We start from the raw sequence: 19,508 nt of genomic DNA on the forward strand, positions 1-19,508 counted from the left end.
GTGACAAATGCCTTAATAACCACCACGAAGTCTGGAAAGCACTCCTCCCAACCCTTCCGGAATCTGCGCAGCGAAGGTCACCACTTGTTAAAGGAAAATGGCACTCGATGATCAAAAGATCATCGAGTGCCAGTTATTCCTGAACCTGTCTGGTTATTACAGGCTCTTAGCTAATTTTTTTGCTCGAGCAAACTCCAGCATGTCGTTGCGCTCGACGACCTTGATGCGGTCGCGGGTGATTTCACCGAAGCGAGTTTCGAGGGTGCCTGCGGCAGCGCCCAGAGCCTTTTCCTGTTCGTCCAGGTTCATCCAGCCCTCCCAGTCTGCGTAGTCCACGCCACGGGATTCCAGGAGTTCGGCTGCACTCTGATCGGAGGTTGGGACCGGAAGGCTGCCCAGGTCCGACAACAGGTGGTTGATGGTCTCCAGGGCATCGCCCTTGGTGTGGCCGATCAAGCCAATTGGTCCACGCTTGATCCAGCCGGTCGCGTACAAGCCGTCGATGTGGGTGCCGCTAGCGTCCAGCACACGGCCTTCGACGTTTGGCAGCACGCCGCGCTTGCCATCGTATTCGATGCCATCCACGGCAGAGCCGAAGTAGCCCACCGCACGGTAAACGGCCTGGACCGGGTATTCGACGAATTCGCCGGTGCCCTTGACGTTGCCGGTTCCGTCGAGTTCATTGCGCTCAAGCTTCAGGCCGACGACCTTGCCATCTTCGCCGAGGACTTCAACCGGAGACTGCAAGAAGTGCAGGTGCAGGCGGCGTGAAGCGCTGCTGGCTTCCTCGCGCTCCTCCTGTTCGATCAACCAATTGGTCAGGGTGGCCACCATGGTCTTGGTCTGGTTGCTGGTTCGGATCGCTTCTTCCGAACCTTCGTCAAAGTCGAAGTCCTCTTCGTACAGGACGATATCAACGTCCTTGGAGTGCGACAGTTCGCGCAATTCCAAGGGGGTGAACTTCACCTGTGCCGGGCCACGGCGACCGAAGACGTGCACGTCGGTGACTGCCGAGTCATTGAGCTGTTCGAAAATATGTGCCGGGATTTCGGTTTCCAGCAGCTGGTCCGCATGCTTGGAGAGGATACGGGCCACGTCCAACGCGACGTTGCCGTTGCCGATCACGGCAACTTCCTTGGCCGACAGGTCCCAGTTCTTATCGGCATCCGGGTGTGCGTCGTACCAGGACACGAAGTCCGCGCCACCATGGGAACCAGCAAGTTCAACACCTGGGATGTTCAGGTCTGCGTCCTTCTGGGCGCCGGTTGAAATGATGACCGCGTCATAGCGTTCGTGGAGTTCTTCCAGGCTGATGTCGCGACCCAGGCCAACGTTTCCGTAGAAGTTGATCCAGTCATTATTCAGCACCTTGTGCAGGGCGGTGATGATGCCCTTAATGCGCGGGTGGTCCGGGGATACGCCGTAGCGAATCAGGCCGAACGGGGTTGGAAGCTCGTCGAAGAGGTCCACCTTGAGGGACAACTCGCCGGAGGACACAGGCTGGCTCTTATTGAGCAGGTCTGCTGCGTAGATGCCTGCAGGACCGGCACCGACTATGGCAACGCGCAGGGCGCGGGAGGTCAAATGTCCAGGTACGTGAATTTCACTCATCAAACAACATCTACTTTCTTAGTCAGCGAATGAGGCCGACGCTGCGGCGTCGACGGTGTCCAGCGGCTGAAGTCCAACCAACTGGGTTGAAGCTTCAGGTGCCAGACGAACAACGTCACCGATCACGATGACGGCCGGATTCGCCACGGCGGCCTTGCGGGCGCGCACTACAATCTCTTCTAGCGTACCGATAGTTGTCCGCTGCGTCTGTGAGTAACCTCGCTCAACTATCCCAATTGGCGTACTTGACGCTAAGCCACGGGTAAGCAAAGTCTCAACGATTTGTGGCAGATTAGACACCCCCATCAGCACTACTAGCGTGTGATCGGCGCGCAGCGGGACGTCGGTGAGATCGTCATGGCCGCTGATCACCGTGAACCCGGCAGCCACGCCCCGATGCGTCACCGGAATTCCCGCCGCGGCAGGCACCGAAATGGAACTGGTGATTCCCGGAATGACACGAGTCGAAATTCCATGCTCCGCGGCGAATAGCATTTCTTCACCTCCGCGGCCCAGAACAAACGGGTCGCCGCCCTTCAAGCGAACCACGTCAAGCCCTTCGGAAGCGTACTTGACTAGTAGCTCGTTGATTTCATCCTGGGTTTTGACGTGGCAACCAGGGGCTTTCCCGACATCAATAACTTGGACGTCCTCGGCAAGGTCCGCCAACAGTGCGGTGGGACCAAGCCGATCGGCGAGCACCACATCCGCTGCCAAAAGGGCCTTATATCCGGCCACGGTGATCAGCTCGGGATCCCCCGGGCCGCCACCAATCAGGGTTATTTTTCCCTTAGCCATTATTTCCTCCAGTTCGATTCATTCCCCGGTCGCGCAAGAGCTTGCGCTCCAAGGGGGCAAAGCATAAAAGTTCGATGAGTACGCCGACGAGCAAGATCACCAATATGATCAACATCACCAAGGGGAGGTCCGCCAGGTCGCGACCTCGTTGCAGCAACGAGCCCACTCCGAGTGCCAGCGATCCGCCCACTGCGATGAGTTCCGCGGCCATCAATGACCGCCAGGCGAAAGCCCACCCTTGCCGGAGCCCGGCAACATATCCTGGCAAGGCGGCAGGCAGTTCGACATGCCAGATATGCTGGCGTTTATTTGCGCCGAGCACCGTGGACAGCGCCCGGTACTGCCGCGGGATCAGGTCGATTCCGGAGAGCAACCCATTAATAATCGAGGGAACCGCGCCCAGCAAGAGAACCGTGTAGATGGTCGCATTGCTCAACCCGAAGAGAATGATGGCCGCCGGAACCCAGGCAATAGATGGAAGCACCTGCATCGCCGAAATCAGCGGCCCGATGCCCTGGCGGGCCAGTGGCTGATGCGCCAGCAGCAAGGCAATCGGAGTCGCGATGACCACCGCGAGCAGAAATCCCGTCAAGGCTCGAAACAGTGAGGTGCCTACGGCAGCAGCCAGCGATCCGTTGGCCAACACTTCAGGCAGCTTCGCGGCAACGGCTCCGGGACCTGGGAAGAGGTCTTCGCGGATCGGAACAGCCCACGAAGCTATCTGCCACAGGCTAATGAGCACAACCACCGTGATGATTGGCGCGATGAACGCATCCAATGTTTTCTTCGCCCTGCCCTGGCGTGCGGCGTTGGCCGCAGGCCGGCTAGCTCGCTGAGTCAAAGTGCTCATGCTTTCGCTGCTCCTTCCTGAGGATTGTTGTGAGCTCGTCGGCGAGGGCGGCCGACTGGGCGGGGTCGTTTCTTAACTGGGTGGAGATACGCCGGGTCTCCAGGATTCGCCCCGGATGGGAAGAAAGCACCAGGATCCGGCCGGAGAGCCGAATCGCTTCGCGCACATTGTGGGTGACGAAGATGATCGTCTTACCCGTCTGTTGCCAGAGATTCCGCAATTCTTCATGCAGCATGTCTCGGGTGATCGCATCCAATGCGGCGAACGGTTCGTCCATCAACAGCACCTGACGGTCCTGGGCGAGGGCACGGGCCAGCGCCACGCGCTGCCGCATGCCTCCGGAGAGTTCATGCGGCTTTTTCTTTCCGGCTTGCCCCAACTGCACCAGTCGGAGCAGTTCCGCAACTCGCACGTCACGTTGCTCGGCCGGGTATCCCCCAAGTTTCAACGCCAGAGAAATGTTCTCCGCTGCGCTGAGCCACGGGAGTAGATTTGCATCTTGGAACATGAAGGCGGCGCCGTCTTTGGGGACTTCGAGCCACCCGGAGGTGGGCTGGAGCAGTCCGGCAATCAGGTTCAGCAGCGAAGATTTACCGCAGCCCGAGGCCCCGAGAATGGCAATGAATTCACCGTCTTCGATCTGTGCGCTGAGATTCTCTATCACCAGATCCGAGCCTTCGTAGCTCAGCGAAACTTCGTGGAGTTCCACACCCATCAGTCTGTCCCGATCCATTGGTCGTTTACGATCTTGGAAAGATCTCCAGAATCGCCCAAGCCTACGGATTCGAGATGTTCCATCAGCGTCGGGAAGGTACTTTCCAACGGATTCTCATCGAAGCCGACCTCGCCAAGCGCCGCACCGATGACCGTATCCGGCAGGCTGCTCCCGTTGATCCCGGTCAAGGCCTCCTGCACCGCGGCCAAGCGTTCGGCGGTTTCGGCCGTGTTCAACCAGCTGATTGCTTCGGCGTTGGCGGCAACAAGTTCCTTGACCGTTTGCGGGTGTTCTTCCAAGAAGTCTTGGTTGACCACTAATACGGTCGTGGGGAACTTGCCATCGGGCCACAGCGTCGCTTCGTCCACCAGCCGGTGGGCGCCGTATTGCTCGACAAGCAGCGAGGCATGCGGTTCCGGAAGCCACGCTCCATCGATGGCCTCGCGAGCGAACAACTGTGGAACCGTGCCATTCGAGCTTGGTGTCACGGTCACGGAGTCTTGGATCCCGCGTTCTTGCAGATAGTTCCGCAAGGCCACATCCTGGGTCCCGCCGAACTGCGGCGTGGCAAGCTCGGTACCGGCCAGCTGTTCAACCGAAGCAATATCTTCGGAAACCACCAGGCTCGCTCCCCCATTCGTTGCCCCGGCGACGACCTGCAACGAGGATCCACCACTGGAGAGGTAGCTATTCAGCGCAGGAGCCGGCCCCAGATAGGCTGCGTCCAGCGCCCCGCTATTAAGCGCTTCGATGGCGGCCGGACCGGCATTGAAGATTTGCGTCTCCAAGGCCGTGGAATCCGTCTCCAGCGCCGATTCCAAGATGCCGCGCTGATCTGCGATGAGCGCCGGGGCATGGGTGACATTGGCAAAGTACCCCAGGCGCAACTCCGCTGCCGGGCTTGGGCCGGCCGCGGCACTTCGTTCCGTGCTCGGCGGCGGAACGACGGTCGTGGTCAGCGCCAATGCCGCCAGCACTCCAACGAGCACAACCCCGGCAAAACGCGCCCGGTGATTGGGCTGCTCGACCAGCGAGGTGAAGCGTTGGCGTTCGGAGGATTGGTGCTCAGGCGGCTGCATTCTGGGCCTCGATAATTCCCGCTGCCAAGGTCTGCCCGCTGCTCGGATCGATCAGCAGGAATGAACCGGCGGTGCGTGAGTCTTGGTACTCGGAGACGGCCAAGGCCGCCGAACTGCGCACCGTCACGCGAGCCAGGTCGTTCAGATTCAGCTCGGTGGCCGCGCTGCGCGAGAAGTCGGCCACGTTGATCACGTGATCCAGGCTTTGGATCTTCGCCTTGGCCACCTTCGTGCCGTGCTTGATGAGCAGCTGCTGTCCGGCGGTGAGCTTCGCCGGAGCCAGCACGCAAATATTGGCTTCGATCTCGCGCACCGCGGCATCGAGCTCCCCCGCGATGATCGTGTCGCCGCGGGCAATATCGATCTCTTCGCTCAGCTGCACGACCACCGCGGCTCCGGCGAGCGCGGTTTCCACCATGCCGGCCGGGGTCCGGATGGCCTTGATCCGGCTGCTGGCCGGCTGGCCGTTGGACAGGATGGCTACCGAATCGCCGACCGATAGTCCCCCGTCGACCAGGGTGCCGGCGTAACCGCGGAAGTCGCGGTATTCCTCGGCGTCCAGTCCGGCGGCAAGCGCCCCCTGCGGGCGGATGACGTACTGGACATCGAGCCGGCCGGCGCCCTGGCCGCTGCCCGGTTCGAGACTTTCGAGGAGCCCGAGCAGGGTGGGGCCGGCATACCAGTCGCTGAGCGACGAAGCGTCGACGATGTTGTCGCCGTTCAGTGCCGAGACCGGGATGACCGCGCTCTGCGTGATTCCAAGGCCGGCCGCGATCTGCAGAATGTCGGTTTCGATATCGCTGAAGCGTTGTTCGTCCCAGCCGACCAGATCCATCTTGTTCACGGCCACCACCAGCTGCGGCACCCGCAGCAAGGCAAGCACCCCGAGGTGGCGGCGGGTTTGCTCCAGGACTCCGTGCCGCGCGTCGACCAGCACGATCGCCGCATCCGCGGTGGATGCCCCGGTGACGGTATTGCGCGTGTACTGCACGTGGCCCGGGCAGTCGGCCAGGATGAAGGAGCGGTTCTGGGTGGAGAAGTACCGGTAGGCCACGTCGATGGTGATGCCCTGTTCCCGTTCGGCACGCAGCCCGTCGGTGACCAGCGCCAGGTCCAAGGCCGGGGTCTCTCCCCCGAAGCCGCGTTCGGCGCTGGTCCGGGCGATGTCGTCCAGGGAGTCGGCGAGGATGGCTTTGGCGTCATGCAGCAGCCGGCCCACGAGCGTTGACTTTCCGTCGTCTACCGAGCCTGCGGTGGCGATGCGGAGCAGTGTGGTGGTCATTTTAGAAGTACCCTTCGGTCTTGCGGTCTTCCATTCCCGCAGCGGAAATTCGGTCATCTGCACGGGTGGCGCCGCGTTCGGTCAAGGTTGCCAGTGCTAGTTCATCCAGTACCTTGGGCACCGTATCCGCCGCGGAGAGCACCGCGCCGGTGCAGCTTGCGTCTCCCACGGTGCGGTAGCGCACCTGCCGGATGCTCACGATCTCTCCCTTGGCCGGCTGCGAGACGGAGGTGACCGCCCGCCACATGCCGTCGCGTTCGAAGACCTGGCGCTTATGGGCGAAGTAGATGGGTGGGAGCTCGATTTGTTCTTGCTCGATATAGGCCCAGATGTCGCGTTCGGTCCAGTTGGAGATCGGGAATGCGCGCACATGTCCCCCGGGGGCGTGCCGTCCGTTGTACAAGCTCCAGATTTCCGGGCGCTGGTTGCGCGGATCCCACACCCCGAATTCATCGCGGAGGGACAAGATCCGTTCCTTGGCGCGGGCCTTGTCTTCGTCGCGGCGGGCCCCGCCGAAGACGACGTCGAAGCGGTTGGCCTCGATGGTGTCCAGCAGGACCCGGGTCTGCAACCGGTTGCGTGTGCCATCGGCCAGCTCGGTCAATTCACCGCGGTCGATATAGTCCTGCACCGAGCCGACGACCAGGTTCAGTCCGTAGCGGGCCACCACCTGGTCACGGAATTTGAGTACCTCACCGAAGTTGTGGCCGGTGTCGATATGAACTACCGGGATCGGCACTCGGGCGGGGAATACGGCCTTGGCCAGCAGGTGCAGTACGACGACCGAGTCTTTTCCTCCGGAGAACAGCAATCCGGGATTCTCGAATTCGGCAAGCACCTCGCGGATGATGTGAATTGATTCGGCTTCTAAGGCGTCAAGGACGCTGCGCCGCGCTTGGGTGGGCGCATTGGCTGTAATGGTCATTTGCTTCTCTCCTCGACTAGATGTGTATGCCGCATTCGGTTTTCGCCAGCCCCGCCCAGCGACCTGCGCGGGGGTCTTCGCCTTCGGCCACCGGCCGGGTGCATGGTTGGCAGCCAATGGATGGATACCCGTGGGCGAGCAGCATATTCACCGGAACCGAGTGCTCCGTGGCGTAGCCGATGAGTTCATCGAAGGTCCAGGCGGCCAGCGGGTTGAACTTCACCAACCCGTGGGCTTCGTCGAAGGCCACCAGCGGGGTGTTCACCCTGGTGGGTGCCTCGTCGCGGCGCACCCCGGTGAACCAAGCCCCATAGCCCTTCAGTGCCTTCTTCAGCGGATCCATTTTTCGCATCTGGCAGCAGGACGCTGCATCGCGGGCGAATAGCTCCTTGCCGAATTTGGCGTCTTGCTCGGCCACCGTGAGCTCGGGCAGGACGTCGATGATGCGTACCGGCAGGGCTCGGGCGACCTCGTCCCGGGTCGCAATGGTTTCGGCGAAGTGGTACCCGGTTTCCAGGAACAGCACGTCCACCTCCGGAATCGTTTCGGAGACCAGGTGCGGGAGTACCGCATCGGCCATGGAACAGGCGACCGCAACCTCACGTAGTTCAAAATGCCTGGCGGCGAATTTGATGACCTGCCCGGCGGTTGCGTCCCAGCCGAGTTCTTCGGCCCCTAAGGCGGCAATCTGCCGGAGCTCTGCTTCGCTGCGCTGTACGGTGCTCATACCAGTTTTTCCTCCTCCGCGCGGTGTGCCCAGGCGGCGAATGACTCGTTCTCTTCGGCGTGGGTTGAATAGCTTTTGACGACGCGTTCCACATATTCGGGCAGCTCATCGGCGGCGACCTTCAGCCCGCGCACGGTGCGGCCCAGTCCTGCCTCGCCGTTCTCGAAGCCGGCTAGCGTTCCGCCGAGGTGCACCTGGAATCCGGAGACCTGTTCACCTTCGGCGTTGGTAATCAGCTGTCCCTTCAGCCCGATGTCTGCGGTCTGGATGCGGGCGCAGGAGTTTGGGCAACCGTTGACATGCAGGGACAGCGCCTTGGGAAGCTTTCCCTCGTGGTCCGCTAGCCTTGATTCGATTTTTTTGACCGCGTTGATGGTGGTGTCCTTGGTGTCGACGATGGCCAGCTTGCAGAATTCGATGCCGGTGCAGGCGATTGCCGAGCGCTTGATCAGCCCGGGGAAGGGATCCAGCCCCAGTTCCTGCACCGCGGCGGTGAAGGCATCCACCTGATCTGCGGGAATATCCAGGGCGATCACCTTTTGGTGCGGGGTGGTGCGCAGCCTGGTGGATCCGGCTGCTTCGACGAGGTCTGCGAGCTTGTTCAGGATGCTTCCCGAGACCCGGCCCACCGGTGGGGTGAGACCGATATAGAACCGGCCGTCCTTTTGCTCATGGACCCCGGAGTGGTCACCTGATTCTTCCGGTTTGGCCGCTGGCGGGCCATCTGGAAGCTCATAGCCGAGGTATTCGTCTTGGAGGATCTGGCGGAACTTCTCGGTTCCCCATTCGGCGAGCAGGAACTTCAAGCGGGCCCGGTTGCGCAGGCGGCGGAAACCGTAGTCGCGGAAGATGGAGGTGACGCCCTCCCATACTTCGGCCGCCTTCGCTTCGCTGACGAAGGTGCCGAGCCGTTCGCCGAGGCGCGGGTTGGCAGATAATCCGCCGCCCACCCAGAGGTCATATCCGGCACCGAGTTCCGGGTGCACGACGCCGATCAGCGCGAAGTCGTTGATTTCGTGGACAACATCCTGATTCGGGTGACCGGTAATGGCGGTCTTGTACTTGCGCGGCAGGTTGGAGAATTCCGGGTTGCCCACATAGCGTCGGGCGATCTCTTGGATCACCGGGGTGGGGTCGATGATCTCATTCTTGGCGATGCCCGCCACCGGTGAGCCCAGGATGACGCGCGGGACGTCTCCGCAGGCTTCGGTGGTGTTCAGGCCCACGGCTTCGAGCCGGCGCCAAATTTCGGGCACATCGACCACGTCGACCCAGTGCAGCTGAATATTCTGCCGGTCGGTAAAGTCGGCCGTGTCACGGGCGAATTCGGTGGAGATCCCGGCAATGACACGCAGCTGCTCGGTGCTCAGCGCCCCGCCGTCGATGCGCACGCGAAGCATGAAGTACTTGTCTTCAAGTTCGTGCGGCTCGAGGGTGGCGGTCTTCCCGCCGGGAATGCCCTGGGCGCGTTGGGTGTATAGGCCCCACCAACGAAAGCGGCCGTGCAGGTCATCTGGATCTATCGAGTCGAAGCCTTTGAGCGCGTAGATCTGTTCGATACGTTCGCGTACGTTCAGGCCGTCGTCGGCGGCTTTGAGTTCCTCGTTATGGTTCAGCGGCTCGTGGCCGTCGACCTTCCATTGGCCTTGAGGTTTAGCTGCCCGCTTGGGGCGAACGGGTGCGGTTGATTGCGTCATGTAAGCCAGCGTAGAAACCAGCCCCTGGGGGCTGGCAACCACGAGTAGTCACATGAACGCGCTTTACTCAATCACGATGCACTTCGTCATCTAAGGAAAGCTAACCGGCCGCTTTGAGCGCCTCTTGGAGTCTTACGAAGAAACATTTAGCGATCATGACGTCCGGCAACAGCGGGCTTGTAATCACCGAGGCACCCGTGCTAGCGAGCCGGGTTTGGAATAGACCATCGGCGAGCAGCGCGCTCAGCACGAGCACCGGTGGCTGGATTTCGGTGGAGAGCAGATCCTGGATCAGCGGCTTGGCGCCCGCGCAGTAAGCGACCTGCACTTCCCGTCCAAGTTCGTCCGAGAGCCGTTCTGCCAGCTTCCGGACCTGTTGCTGGCCTTTTTCAAGCCTGGTTCCGGCAGCGGCTAGAACAACGCTGGGGTGTGAATCAAGATGAGCTTGCGCGCGTTGCGCCAAGACTTGGGCAAGATCCGGCAAGGAGCCAAGCGGGGCGGCCGCGGTGCTGTTGGCTCTTGCTGCTACCGCGCCGGCGATGTCATATGTCGTATGCACGCCGTCGGCTACCAGCAGCGGCAAGACCACTGCCGGTTCATCTGCGGGCAGCGAGTCGAGCACTTCGGGAAGCCGCGGATGCTGGACATCTACATAGGCTTCATGCCACACCAGCTCGGTGAGCCCGGCGTCGCGTGCCAGCTCTTCGAGCTGTGCGCGCAGCTCGTGGATCAGCTGCTGGCCGCGTTCATTATCGGTGCCGTGCGAGGCGGCGAGTACGTGTATTCGTCCCATATTCGGTGTCCTAGCCCTTGCGGATCAGCTTGTGGTTGGCGGCCTGGGCCTGCGGACGGATCACGATTTCGTCGAGGTTCACATGCGCCGGCGCGCTGACTGCGTAGCGGATCACCTCGGCTACGTCTTCGGCGGTCAGTGGTTCGGCGACCCCGGCGTAGACGTTCTCCGCGGCTTCCTTGCTTCCCAGCCGGCGTAATGCGAACTCTTCGGTCTGCACCAGACCCGGAAGGATCTCGATGACGCGAATCCCGTTTTCGACTTCCTCCAGGCGCAGCGCCTGGCTCATGGCGCGCTGCGCCGCCTTGGCGGCGTTGTATCCGCTGCCGCCTTCGTAGCTTGCCAAGGCCGCGGTGGAGGTGACATTCAGGATTGTGCCGCCGGTGGTCCGCAGCGACGGCAGCAGTGCTCGGGTCAGCCGCATGGTGCCCATGACGTTCGACTGCCACATGAATTCCCAGTCTTCGTCTTTGGCCTCGGCCCAGTAGTCGCTGCCGCGAGCGCCGCCTGCGCAATTTACCAGCGTGTCCGCACCGCCTTGTTCGGCAAGGCTCAGTACCAGTGCGTCCACCTCGGACTGCACGCTCACGTCGGCGGCCAAGGCAATCGCGCCGCACTCTGCGGCGAGGGCGTTGAGCCGCTCGGCACGGCGGGCCACGGCGAAGACCTTCCAGCCTTGTGCGCGAAGCGCGCGCACCGTTGCCTGTCCGATGCCGCTGGACGCGCCGGTGACGAGGGCCGAGCGGGAGTTTTCAGTATTTTGCGTTGTAGTCATATCCCAACCTTAGAACTTCGCAGCTCCGGGGCGTGCGGGGATGAATGTGTCTTACGCGAAGCCTTTCCATGTTTCGTGATCTTCGGCGGCCCTGCCTGGCATGAGCCAGTCATAGCCAAATTCTCGTGGGACGGGTGCGTCATTGGCGCTGGCGCTTCAAGCTCATCGTGCACAGCGTTGCTGGTCAAGTGGCCGAGACCATGAATCACAATGCCTTGCTCCCTTGCAAAGCATGGAAGAATGGAGCCATGGCAGAAGACAACTTGGGCACAGACACGCCCGCAACGGTTTCCGTTCCTGACAAGCCCGCTTTGGAAGGCTTGGAGGAACGTCTTTCGTCCCGGTGGCGCACCGAGGGCACCTATCACTTCAACGAGGACACGACCCGCGAGGCCGTTTACTCCATCGACACTCCCCCACCGACCGCTTCGGGTTCCCTGCACGTAGGACACATGTTCTCCTACACGCAGACCGACGTGTTGGCTCGCTTCCAGCGCATGAGCGGCAAGAACGTGTTCTACCCGCTGGGCTGGGATGACAACGGCCTGCCCACCGAGCGTCGCGTGCAGAACTACTATGGCGTTCGCTGCGATCCGACCAAGCCGTACATCGAGGGCTACCGCCCGCCGGAGTCCCCGGCCAAGAACCAGCGCGACTGGGATGTGGTGAGCCGCAAGAACTTCATTGAACTCTGCGAAGAATTGGCGGTCGAAGACGAGAAGGTCTTCGAGCACCTGTTCAGCACCCTAGGCCTGTCCGTGGACTGGCGCATGACCTACCGCACCATCGATGACAATTCCCGCGCCGTATCGCAGCGCGCCTTCCTGGAAAACCTGGCGGAGGGCGATGCCTACATGGCAGAGGCGCCTACCCTGTGGGATGTTACTTTCCGCACCGCGGTGGCCCAGGCAGAACTCGAAGACCGCGAAATGCCCGGCGCCTACTACCGCTACGCATTTAATGCCGAGGGCGGCGAGCAGGTCTTCATCGAGACCACCCGCCCGGAGCTGCTCGCGGCCTGCGCAGGTCTCGTAGCCCACCCCGAAGACGAGCGCTACAAGCACCTCTTCGGCAAGACCGTCACCTCGCCAATCTTCGGCGTACCGGTTACCGTCTACCCGCACCCGCTGGCCCAGCCAGACAAGGGTTCGGGTATCGCCATGGTCTGCACCTTCGGCGACTTGACCGACGTCACCTGGTGGCGCGAACTGCAGCTTCCGACCCGTGCCATCATTGGCCGAGACGGCCGCATCCTGGCTGACACCCCGGAGTGGATCAGCACCGAAGCCGGCCAGGCCGCCTACGCTGAGATCGCGGCCAAGACCGTATTCTCCGCGAAGGAAACCGTCGTCGAGATGCTCACCGCGGCGGATCTGCTCGATGGCGAGCCGAAGAAGGTCTCCCGTCCGGTGAACTTCTTCGAAAAGGGCGACAAGCCACTGGAGATCGTCACCTCGCGCCAGTGGTACATCCGCAATGGCGGGCGCGACGAAGAGCGTCGCACCCAGATGATCGCGCGCGGCGAGCAGATCGATTTCCATCCTTCGTTCATGCGCTCGCGCTACGAGAACTGGGTCTCGGGGCTGAACGGCGACTGGTTGGTTTCCCGCCAGCGCTTCTTCGGCGTGCCGGTACCTGTTTGGTACAAGGTCGACGAACATGGCGAACCGGATTACGATGCGCCGATCTTGCCGGAGATCGCGCAGCTTCCGGTTGACCCGGCTGCCGACGCTCCAGCAGGTTTCACCGAGGACCAGCGCGGGGTGGCCGGCGGTTTCATCGGTGACGCAGATGTGCTCGATACCTGGGCTACCAGCTCGCTGACTCCACAGATCGCGGGCCGCTGGGGACGCGACGACCAGTTCTTCTCCAAGGTCTACCCCTTTGATCTGCGCCCGCAGGGCCACGACATCATCCGCACCTGGCTGTTCTCCACCGCCGTGCGCGCAGATGCGCTGCACAATGATGTCCCATGGAAGCATGCGGCCATCTCCGGATGGATCCTGGATCCGGATCGCAAGAAGATGTCCAAGTCCAAGGGCAACGTTGTGGTTCCGAACGAGGTTCTGGAGAAGTTCGGTTCTGACGCCGTGCGCTACTGGGCAGCCAGCGCCAAGCTGGGCGCGGACACCGCCTACGAGATCAACCAGATGAAGATCGGTCGCCGCCTAGCGATCAAGATTCTCAACGCCTCGAAGTTCGTCTTGAACCTGGGCGCCACCGAGACCAATGTGCTCACCGACGACGCATCGGTGGTGGCCAACGGCCTGGACCGCTCGCTGCTTCTGCGTCTGTCCACGGTCATCCAGGACGCACAGCGTGCCTTCGAGAACTACGACTATGCCCGCGCCCTGGACATCACCGAGTCCTTCTTCTGGTCATTCACCGACGATTACGTCGAATTGGTCAAGGACCGCGCCTACGGCGGTCATGGTGCAGCGGAGCAGGCTAGCGTGCTGGCGACTCTTGCTACGACCTTGGATTCGGTGCTGCGTTTGTTCGCACCATTCCTGCCGTTCGCTACCGAGGAGGTTTGGGGCTGGTGGCGCACCGGTTCCGTGCACCTGTCGCAGTGGCCTAGTTCCACTCACCTGGCTGCCGCTACCGAAGGTGCCGACGCAACGGTTCTCCCAACCGTCGGCATGGCACTTTCTGGCATCCGTAAGGCCAAGTCGGACGCGAAGGTCAAGCAGCGCACCGAGGTCCTTTCCGGTGAGATCCATGCACCAGCGGCTCAGGTTGAACAGCTGCGAGCCGGCTTCGCCGACCTCAAGTCGGCTGGCAACGCACGCGAACTGACTTTGGTTGAGGCCGAAGGCGAGCTGAGCGTAGTGAACGTGGAATTGGCACCCGCAGAAGAAGCCTAGTCTTCGAAAACAGTCTGTGAGGAAGGTCGTCGAGAATCTCTCGACGGCCTTCCTCATTTCTCAACCGTTCCTTGAATCGGTCTTCGAAGACGATGCCGAAGTCAATTGTTGGTTCTCGACGCCTTGATATTATTTATTCATGGCTTAGAGTCGAGGGGTACGCTCATACTACATATTCAAGCTACTCTCTAGAGAGGCTCGTATGACTACCACACCGGAAGACCCAAATGACTCCGATCCGCTCCGCGAGGGCAATCGCTCGACTCCCTCGTCTGGCGAATCAACGACGCCCCCTTCCAGTTCAGAACCGGCTGGACCATATCCGGGGCGGGTGAATGACCCGCAACAGAGCTACCAGGGGCAAAGCCCGGATGAGAACCTCCAACGGATCCAGCTCAACGGCTGGCTATCTGCATTCTTCGGAATTATTCCAGCGCTGATCTTCTTCATCATCGATAAGGAACGCACCAACCCGATAGTGCGAGACTTCCATCGAGATACCCTGAACTTCAGCATCATCCGCGCGATCATCGCTTTATTGGCGCTCCTGCCCGTGGTCGGTTGGGTCATCGGTCTGCTCGGCGGCCTCATCTGCTTCGTGGTGGCCATCGTGGCCGCAGTTAATGCTCCAAACGAATATCAGGCAGGTCGTTCTTACAGGTATCCATTCAATTTCACGTTCGTGAGCTAGCCAAATAGCCGCGTTGCGAGCGATACCTAGCATACTGCTCTCGAACCTGTCGGTTCGAGAGCAGTATGCGTTAACCAGAATGCCCAGCGGCAGGGTCAGCCGCCGTCCTCATCCTTGCTTTGCCCGGTTGGGCTTGGTATTACTACCTGCATCGGCTTAGCATCCTGCTTCCGCGTATCGTTAAAATATGAAAGCTGTTCGCTGACCGTTTGATCCAACTTTTGCCTACTGCTCTTTCCGCTGGCGCATTCGCCAGCAGCGTCATCCTCTGCTTGCATCCCCTGCTCCTAAACGGGTTTGGGCGGAATGTCGTCGCTGACATTCCGCCCAAATCACGTCTTGCTAGTTCTGAGCTGCGTTATATGCCTGCTCAACGACCGATCCCCAGTAGGGGCCGAACATCGTGTTGCGCACTCCACTGTAGCCGAAGCTGTTGACGGAGTTCTGGTATCCATCGGAACCGCCGAGGAACCATGGGCCGCCGGAGGAACCGCCCGTCATGTCGCAGGGAATACCCTGAGACTGCGACTGTCCGTAGGGATCAGCTGTGGCAGTTCCGCTGCAGGACTGCAAAGTTTCACCGTTGAACGGAGTCGCGGCAGGGTATCCGAAAGCTGTGTAGTTCAATCCGCGCGCCTGGTTGAACGCGACACCCGAAGCTCCAACCTGATCTGCGAGGCTTACCCCGCTGTTGTCGGTGACCACCGCGAAGGCGGTGTCGTAGCTAATGTCGCCGCCGTTGCTCCACTGCGTTGGGGTGACCAGTTCGGTAGCCGCAAAGGATCCATAGGGTGCGTTGCCATTTTCATAGGCGGGAACAAACACCCATCGAGTTGCGAACGCGCCCGGTCCTTCATTGGCACAGTGTCCGGCTGTGGACACGGTCGATTCGTTGGCCGAGACAACCGAGTTGCCCGAGCAAACATAGTCAGATCCGCCGAGGGTGAAGAACACCTTACCAATGTGGGACACCGGAGTGACCGCAGATCCTCTTTTCGGCTTGTTGGCGTTCTCGTTGCGCTTCATCGCTTCCTGGCCGGCAATCTTCTTTGATTTTCCCGCCTTCAGCGGGGCGTTTGAAGTTGATTTACCGTGGGCGAGGCTGTCAGCGGACTTGGCGTTTTCCATGCGCTCAGAAGTCCAATAACTCATTGCATTTTCCGCCTGCGACAAGGTAATGCTTGTCGACTCGATCTTGTCCGTGGGGGCTGTGGGGGCAGCCATAGCCATCGATGCACTTCCACCGATGAGTCCGCCGGCCAGCAAAAGCGCGGCGAATGCTCTGCCCTTGTTTTTGCCCTTCTTTGGACCACGATCTTCGTATCTATCTTGCACGATTTCTCCCTATCTGGCGGATGGGGGCCGCCATCGAAAGCATGTGCCGAAGCACCTGTGGGAGTTAGTCAAACACATCTTTCAGGCATTACCTAGGGGTTTCCAACAAGATATTTGAGAGTTCATTGTCGCAACCGTCAAAAAGTCTGAAACGGATTTTTTCCTACTAATAACTTCTGCCGGAAACTTTCATGGCACCGAAAACCCGCGTGCACCCTTTGCTTTCGGGTTGCATTCGCTACTGCCCAGTAATCTCCGAGAAGCTCCGATCTCACACGCCGGTCGACGGAACCAGCCACTCCGTGTAGGAGCTGGAATAATTTGTGAAAGAACCGTGAGGCACTTCACATTACCTGCATAGAAAATTCATATAAATTTTTTCGGAACAATTAGCAAGGATGCAAGCATTAACTCACGACTAGTCAGTGAGAGCGCTCCCCAGAGATCCAAGAGGTTACTTATGATGCGTCGCGAACTAACTGCTCATTGTTGATCGGGAGCCGAAAGTATCGTTTGCCCCATGCCAAGCGCAAAGGGCCCAGCCAAGAACTTCTTGGCTGGACCCTTTGCTCTTTTAAGCAATCCCGGACTATTCGAAGATTGGGCTTTCGGTCCGACTGCGCTTCATCTCGAAGAAGTAGGGGAACGAAGCAAGTTGCGCTGCAGCGTCAAACATCTTGCCGGCGTCTTCTCCGGTTGGGATCCGGGTGATAACCGGCCCAAAGAACGCGACACCATCCACGGCGATGATTGGTGTTCCTACATCTTGGCCAACCTTGGAAATGCCTACCTCGTGGCTTGCACGAAGTGCAGCATCATTTTCATCGGTATTCGCCGCAGTTGCGAGTTCGGCAGGCAAACCTACCTTCGCAAGAGCTCGGGCGATCACCTCATCGCGATCTGAAACCTTTTCGTGATGGAAAAGTTCGCCCATGGCCGTATAGAGCTTGTCGATCACTTCATCACCATGGTCTTGGGCCGCCTTGATCACGACTCGGACCGGACCCCAAGAGATATCCATGGACGCGCGGTAGTCTTCCGGAAGTTCCCGCCCTTCGTTGAGCACCGACAAGCTCATGACATTCCAGCTCACGTCGATGTCGCGGACCTTTTCAACTTCCTTGATCCAGCGGCTAGTGGCCCATGCAAAGGGGCAAATCGGGTCAAACCAGAAATCAACTTGAGTGCGCTTGGGCATGAACCCTCAACTTTCTACCGATAACTCAACGGGATTTTAAACTACGCGGACTTCTTGTTTCGCTTGGCAGCGACATCGTGTGAAAGAAGTAGCGGTGCTTCACGGTTCATTACCGTGCCACGGGTGACAACCACTTCCGCAATTTCTTCGAGGCTTGGCAGTTCAAACATGATCCCGCCAAGGCTCTCTTCCAAAATGGCCCGAAGCCCGCGAGCACCAGTTTCACGTTCGATGGCCAGCTCCGCGACCGCATCCAATGCCTGCGGTTCGAAGCTCAGCTCCACACCATCCATGCGGAACATTTTTTGGTATTGCTTGACCAAAGCGTTCTTCGGCTCAGTCAGGACCCGAACCAGGGATTCGCGATCAAGGTGTTCGACCGTGGTGATCACTGGCAGTCGTCCGACGAATTCGGGTATCAAACCGAATTTCAGCAGATCTTCAGGACGAACATCGGAATACGACGGGGTTTCAGATTTCAGCGCGGTCAAGGGCGCGCCGAAGCCGATTCCCTTACGTCCCGCGCGTGAAGAAATAATCTCTTCGAGCCCCGCAAAAGCGCCAGCTACGATGAACAAGATGTTTGTCGTGTCCAACTGCAAGAAGTCTTGATGCGGATGCTTGCGTCCCCCCTGTGGCGGGACTGCGGCAACGGTACCTTCGAGAATTTTCAGCAATGCCTGCTGGACGCCTTCACCCGAGACATCGCGGGTAATCGACGGATTCTCGCTCTTGCGCGAGATCTTATCGATTTCGTCGATGTAGATAATGCCTGTCTCGGCCTTCTTCACATCGAAGTCTGCGGCTTGGATTAGCTTGAGCAGAATGTTTTCAACGTCTTCACCAACGTAACCTGCCTCGGTCAAGCTGGTCGCGTCTGCAACGGCGAACGGGACGTTGAGTTTTTTGGCCAGCGACTGCGCCAGATAGGTCTTACCGCAACCGGTGGGACCTATCAACATGATGTTGGATTTTGAAACCTCAACATCGTCCAGTGGGTTGTCACTGTTTATGGCAGCGACCGGACCTTGCTCCTGGGTGCCATGAATTCGTTTGTAGTGGTTGTACACGGCTACGGACAGAGCACGCTTCGCGTTCTCCTGGCCGATCACGTACTCCTCTAGGGAATTGAAGATCTCAAGCGGTTTTGGCAGCGAGAAATCTTCGGAGACCTGTTCTTCAGCAAACTCCTCTGCAATGATTTCATTGCACAGTTCGATGCATTCGGTACAGATGTAGACTCCGTGGCCTGCAATTAGCTTCTTAACCTGCTTTTGGCTCTTTCCGCAGAAAGAACACTTCAACAGATCCGAGCCTTCGCCCATTCGTCCCATCGCACCGATCTCCTGTTTGCTTGAGTTGCCGTGGACTATCCCAATTCTAGGTCAGATAACCCCAAAATTAGCTGAATATGGCGGTCTACCTGCGTGGTGTCCTCCTCTTGTGGAGAACGCACCTACAAGGTAAACCGCCAATATTCAATGATTATTCCGCGTAAGGCCTAGTTACCGAGCTGAGCGCGGTTTACCTTGCGTGGGGTAAGCACTTCGTCAACGATGCCATATTCCTTGGCGTCGGCAGCGGTCATGAATAGATCGCGCTCCACATCGTCGCGAACCTTCTCCACGGACTGGCCCGAATGCCCGGCAATGGTCTCTTCCAACCACGCGCGCATGCGCATTACCTCTTCGGCCTGGATCTGCAGGTCCGTTGCGGTACCGCGTTCGCCCCCGCCCATCGATGGCTGGTGGATCAGCACGCGGGCGTTTGGCAGCGCCAGACGCTTGCCCGGGGTGCCGGCGGCCAGCAACACAGCTGCTGCTGAGGCTGCTTGGCCGAGGCAAACGGTCTGCACTTCTGGGCGAATGAACTGGATCGTGTCATAGATCGCGGTCATCGCGGTGAACGAGCCACCCGGTGAGTTGATGTACAAGGTGACATCGCGCTCCGGATCCATGGATTCGAGCACCAGCAGCTGTGCCATCACGTCATCGGCCGACGCGTCGTCGACCTGGGCGCCGAGGAAGATAATGCGATCTTCGAACAGCTTGGCGTATGGATCCTGACGCTTGAACCCGTATGGGGTGCGCTCTTCGAACTGCGGCAGGATGTAGCGGGCCGACGGCGTCTGGCCGCTGATGGCTTCCGGATTGAAGTTCATGGTT

General features: G+C 59.8%; 17 protein-coding genes. 2 read left to right on the top strand and 15 right to left on the bottom strand.

Going from position 1 to position 19,508, the window contains the following annotated elements:
* Window positions 1-156 precede the first annotated feature (156 nt).
* The 11 genes from CQ015_RS04590 to CQ015_RS04640 all read right to left on the bottom strand — a co-directional run bounded on the left by CQ015_RS04590 (window position 157) and on the right by CQ015_RS04640 (window position 11,252).
* Window positions 157-1,611, bottom strand: a complete 1,455-nt coding sequence (locus tag CQ015_RS04590; RefSeq protein WP_105649510.1) for an FAD-dependent oxidoreductase — start codon at window positions 1,609-1,611, stop codon at window positions 157-159.
* Between the two features lie 18 nt (window positions 1,612-1,629).
* Entirely contained in the window at window positions 1,630-2,409 is a 780-nt protein-coding gene (gene cobA / locus CQ015_RS04595; RefSeq protein ID WP_105649511.1) for a uroporphyrinogen-III C-methyltransferase, read from the bottom strand.
* Window positions 2,402-3,259, bottom strand: a complete 858-nt coding sequence (locus tag CQ015_RS04600; RefSeq protein WP_105649512.1) for an ABC transporter permease — start codon at window positions 3,257-3,259, stop codon at window positions 2,402-2,404. The genes cobA and CQ015_RS04600 overlap by 8 nt, the downstream gene beginning before the upstream one ends.
* Window positions 3,234-3,974 (bottom strand): ABC transporter ATP-binding protein, encoded by a 741-nt coding sequence (locus tag CQ015_RS04605; RefSeq protein ID WP_105568956.1) that lies wholly within the window; start codon window positions 3,972-3,974, stop codon window positions 3,234-3,236. Before CQ015_RS04605 ends, CQ015_RS04600 begins: the two co-directional genes overlap by 26 nt.
* Window positions 3,974-5,053, bottom strand: a complete 1,080-nt coding sequence (locus tag CQ015_RS04610; RefSeq protein ID WP_105649513.1) for an ABC transporter substrate-binding protein — start codon at window positions 5,051-5,053, stop codon at window positions 3,974-3,976. Before CQ015_RS04610 ends, CQ015_RS04605 begins: the two co-directional genes overlap by 1 nt.
* Complete coding sequence (locus tag CQ015_RS04615; RefSeq protein ID WP_105552265.1) at window positions 5,040-6,335, bottom strand: sulfate adenylyltransferase subunit 1; 1,296 nt, start codon at window positions 6,333-6,335, stop codon at window positions 5,040-5,042. The genes CQ015_RS04610 and CQ015_RS04615 overlap by 14 nt, the downstream gene beginning before the upstream one ends.
* Before the next feature lies 1 nt (window position 6,336).
* Window positions 6,337-7,260: a sulfate adenylyltransferase subunit CysD gene (gene cysD, locus CQ015_RS04620; protein WP_105552266.1), complete on the bottom strand. Its 924-nt coding sequence runs from the start codon at window positions 7,258-7,260 to the stop codon at window positions 6,337-6,339.
* 16 nt (window positions 7,261-7,276) lie between these two features.
* Entirely contained in the window at window positions 7,277-7,987 is a 711-nt protein-coding gene (locus tag CQ015_RS04625) for a phosphoadenylyl-sulfate reductase (RefSeq protein ID WP_105649514.1), read from the bottom strand.
* Window positions 7,984-9,684, bottom strand: a complete 1,701-nt coding sequence (locus CQ015_RS04630; RefSeq protein ID WP_105649594.1) for a nitrite/sulfite reductase — start codon at window positions 9,682-9,684, stop codon at window positions 7,984-7,986. Before CQ015_RS04630 ends, CQ015_RS04625 begins: the two co-directional genes overlap by 4 nt.
* Window positions 9,685-9,784: 100 nt before the next feature.
* The gene (locus CQ015_RS04635) at window positions 9,785-10,477 is read right to left on the bottom strand and encodes a sirohydrochlorin chelatase (protein WP_105552268.1); all 693 of its coding nucleotides are present in this window, start codon (window positions 10,475-10,477) and stop codon (window positions 9,785-9,787) included.
* Window positions 10,478-10,487: 10 nt separating this feature from the next.
* Window positions 10,488-11,252, bottom strand: coding sequence for an SDR family oxidoreductase (locus tag CQ015_RS04640; protein WP_105552269.1), 765 nt, complete (start codon window positions 11,250-11,252; stop codon window positions 10,488-10,490).
* 248 nt (window positions 11,253-11,500) lie between these two features.
* On the opposite strand from CQ015_RS04640, the gene valS reads away from it, so the two are divergent.
* Together valS and CQ015_RS04650 are read left to right on the top strand one after the other, a co-directional pair.
* Complete coding sequence (gene valS / locus CQ015_RS04645; RefSeq protein ID WP_105552501.1) at window positions 11,501-14,119, top strand: valine--tRNA ligase; 2,619 nt, start codon at window positions 11,501-11,503, stop codon at window positions 14,117-14,119.
* Window positions 14,120-14,321: 202 nt separating this feature from the next.
* The gene (locus CQ015_RS04650) at window positions 14,322-14,810 is read left to right on the top strand and encodes a DUF4870 domain-containing protein (RefSeq protein WP_105552270.1); all 489 of its coding nucleotides are present in this window, start codon (window positions 14,322-14,324) and stop codon (window positions 14,808-14,810) included.
* A gap of 342 nt (window positions 14,811-15,152) precedes the next feature.
* On the opposite strand, the gene CQ015_RS04660 is transcribed toward CQ015_RS04650, so the two are convergent.
* The 4 genes from CQ015_RS04660 to CQ015_RS04675 form a co-directional block, all read right to left on the bottom strand.
* A complete protein-coding gene (locus CQ015_RS04660) occupies window positions 15,153-16,145 on the bottom strand; it encodes a serine protease (protein ID WP_105552272.1) in 993 nt (330 codons plus the stop codon).
* Window positions 16,146-16,734: 589 nt separating this feature from the next.
* On the bottom strand, window positions 16,735-17,343 hold the full coding sequence (locus tag CQ015_RS04665) for a DsbA family protein (protein ID WP_105552273.1): 609 nt from the start codon (window positions 17,341-17,343) through the stop codon (window positions 16,735-16,737).
* A gap of 41 nt (window positions 17,344-17,384) precedes the next feature.
* Entirely contained in the window at window positions 17,385-18,677 is a 1,293-nt protein-coding gene (clpX, locus tag CQ015_RS04670) for an ATP-dependent Clp protease ATP-binding subunit ClpX (protein WP_105552274.1), read from the bottom strand.
* Between the two features lie 167 nt (window positions 18,678-18,844).
* Window positions 18,845-19,504 (bottom strand): ATP-dependent Clp protease proteolytic subunit, encoded by a 660-nt coding sequence (locus tag CQ015_RS04675; protein ID WP_096285072.1) that lies wholly within the window; start codon window positions 19,502-19,504, stop codon window positions 18,845-18,847.
* Window positions 19,505-19,508: the final 4 nt, after the last annotated feature.

It is taken from the genome of Arthrobacter sp. MYb221, from assembly GCF_002979835.1.
Taxonomy (GTDB): Bacteria; Actinomycetota; Actinomycetes; order Actinomycetales; family Micrococcaceae; genus Glutamicibacter.

Bases quoted from the DNA above. Each gene is read 5' to 3' on its own strand.
- cobA (WP_105649511.1), bottom strand. From the start codon at position 2,409: ATGGCTAAGGGAAAAATAACCCTGATTGGTGGCGGCCCGGGGGATCCC.
- CQ015_RS04605 (WP_105568956.1), bottom strand. From the start codon at position 3,974: ATGGGTGTGGAACTCCACGAAGTTTCGCTGAGCTACGAAGGCTCGGAT.
- CQ015_RS04600 (WP_105649512.1), bottom strand. From the start codon at position 3,259: ATGAGCACTTTGACTCAGCGAGCTAGCCGGCCTGCGGCCAACGCCGCA.
- CQ015_RS04590 (WP_105649510.1), bottom strand. From the start codon at position 1,611: ATGAGTGAAATTCACGTACCTGGACATTTGACCTCCCGCGCCCTGCGC.
- CQ015_RS04630 (WP_105649594.1), bottom strand. From the start codon at position 9,684: ATGACGCAATCAACCGCACCCGTTCGCCCCAAGCGGGCAGCTAAACCT.
- CQ015_RS04640 (WP_105552269.1), bottom strand. From the start codon at position 11,252: ATGACTACAACGCAAAATACTGAAAACTCCCGCTCGGCCCTCGTCACC.
- clpX (WP_105552274.1), bottom strand. From the start codon at position 18,677: ATGGGACGAATGGGCGAAGGCTCGGATCTGTTGAAGTGTTCTTTCTGC.
- CQ015_RS04635 (WP_105552268.1), bottom strand. From the start codon at position 10,477: ATGGGACGAATACACGTACTCGCCGCCTCGCACGGCACCGATAATGAA.
- CQ015_RS04610 (WP_105649513.1), bottom strand. From the start codon at position 5,053: ATGCAGCCGCCTGAGCACCAATCCTCCGAACGCCAACGCTTCACCTCG.
- CQ015_RS04625 (WP_105649514.1), bottom strand. From the start codon at position 7,987: ATGAGCACCGTACAGCGCAGCGAAGCAGAGCTCCGGCAGATTGCCGCC.
- CQ015_RS04615 (WP_105552265.1), bottom strand. From the start codon at position 6,335: ATGACCACCACACTGCTCCGCATCGCCACCGCAGGCTCGGTAGACGAC.
- valS (WP_105552501.1), top strand. From the start codon at position 11,501: ATGGCAGAAGACAACTTGGGCACAGACACGCCCGCAACGGTTTCCGTT.
- CQ015_RS04665 (WP_105552273.1), bottom strand. From the start codon at position 17,343: ATGCCCAAGCGCACTCAAGTTGATTTCTGGTTTGACCCGATTTGCCCC.
- CQ015_RS04650 (WP_105552270.1), top strand. From the start codon at position 14,322: ATGACTACCACACCGGAAGACCCAAATGACTCCGATCCGCTCCGCGAG.
- CQ015_RS04675 (WP_096285072.1), bottom strand. From the start codon at position 19,504: ATGAACTTCAATCCGGAAGCCATCAGCGGCCAGACGCCGTCGGCCCGC.
- cysD (WP_105552266.1), bottom strand. From the start codon at position 7,260: ATGACCATTACAGCCAATGCGCCCACCCAAGCGCGGCGCAGCGTCCTT.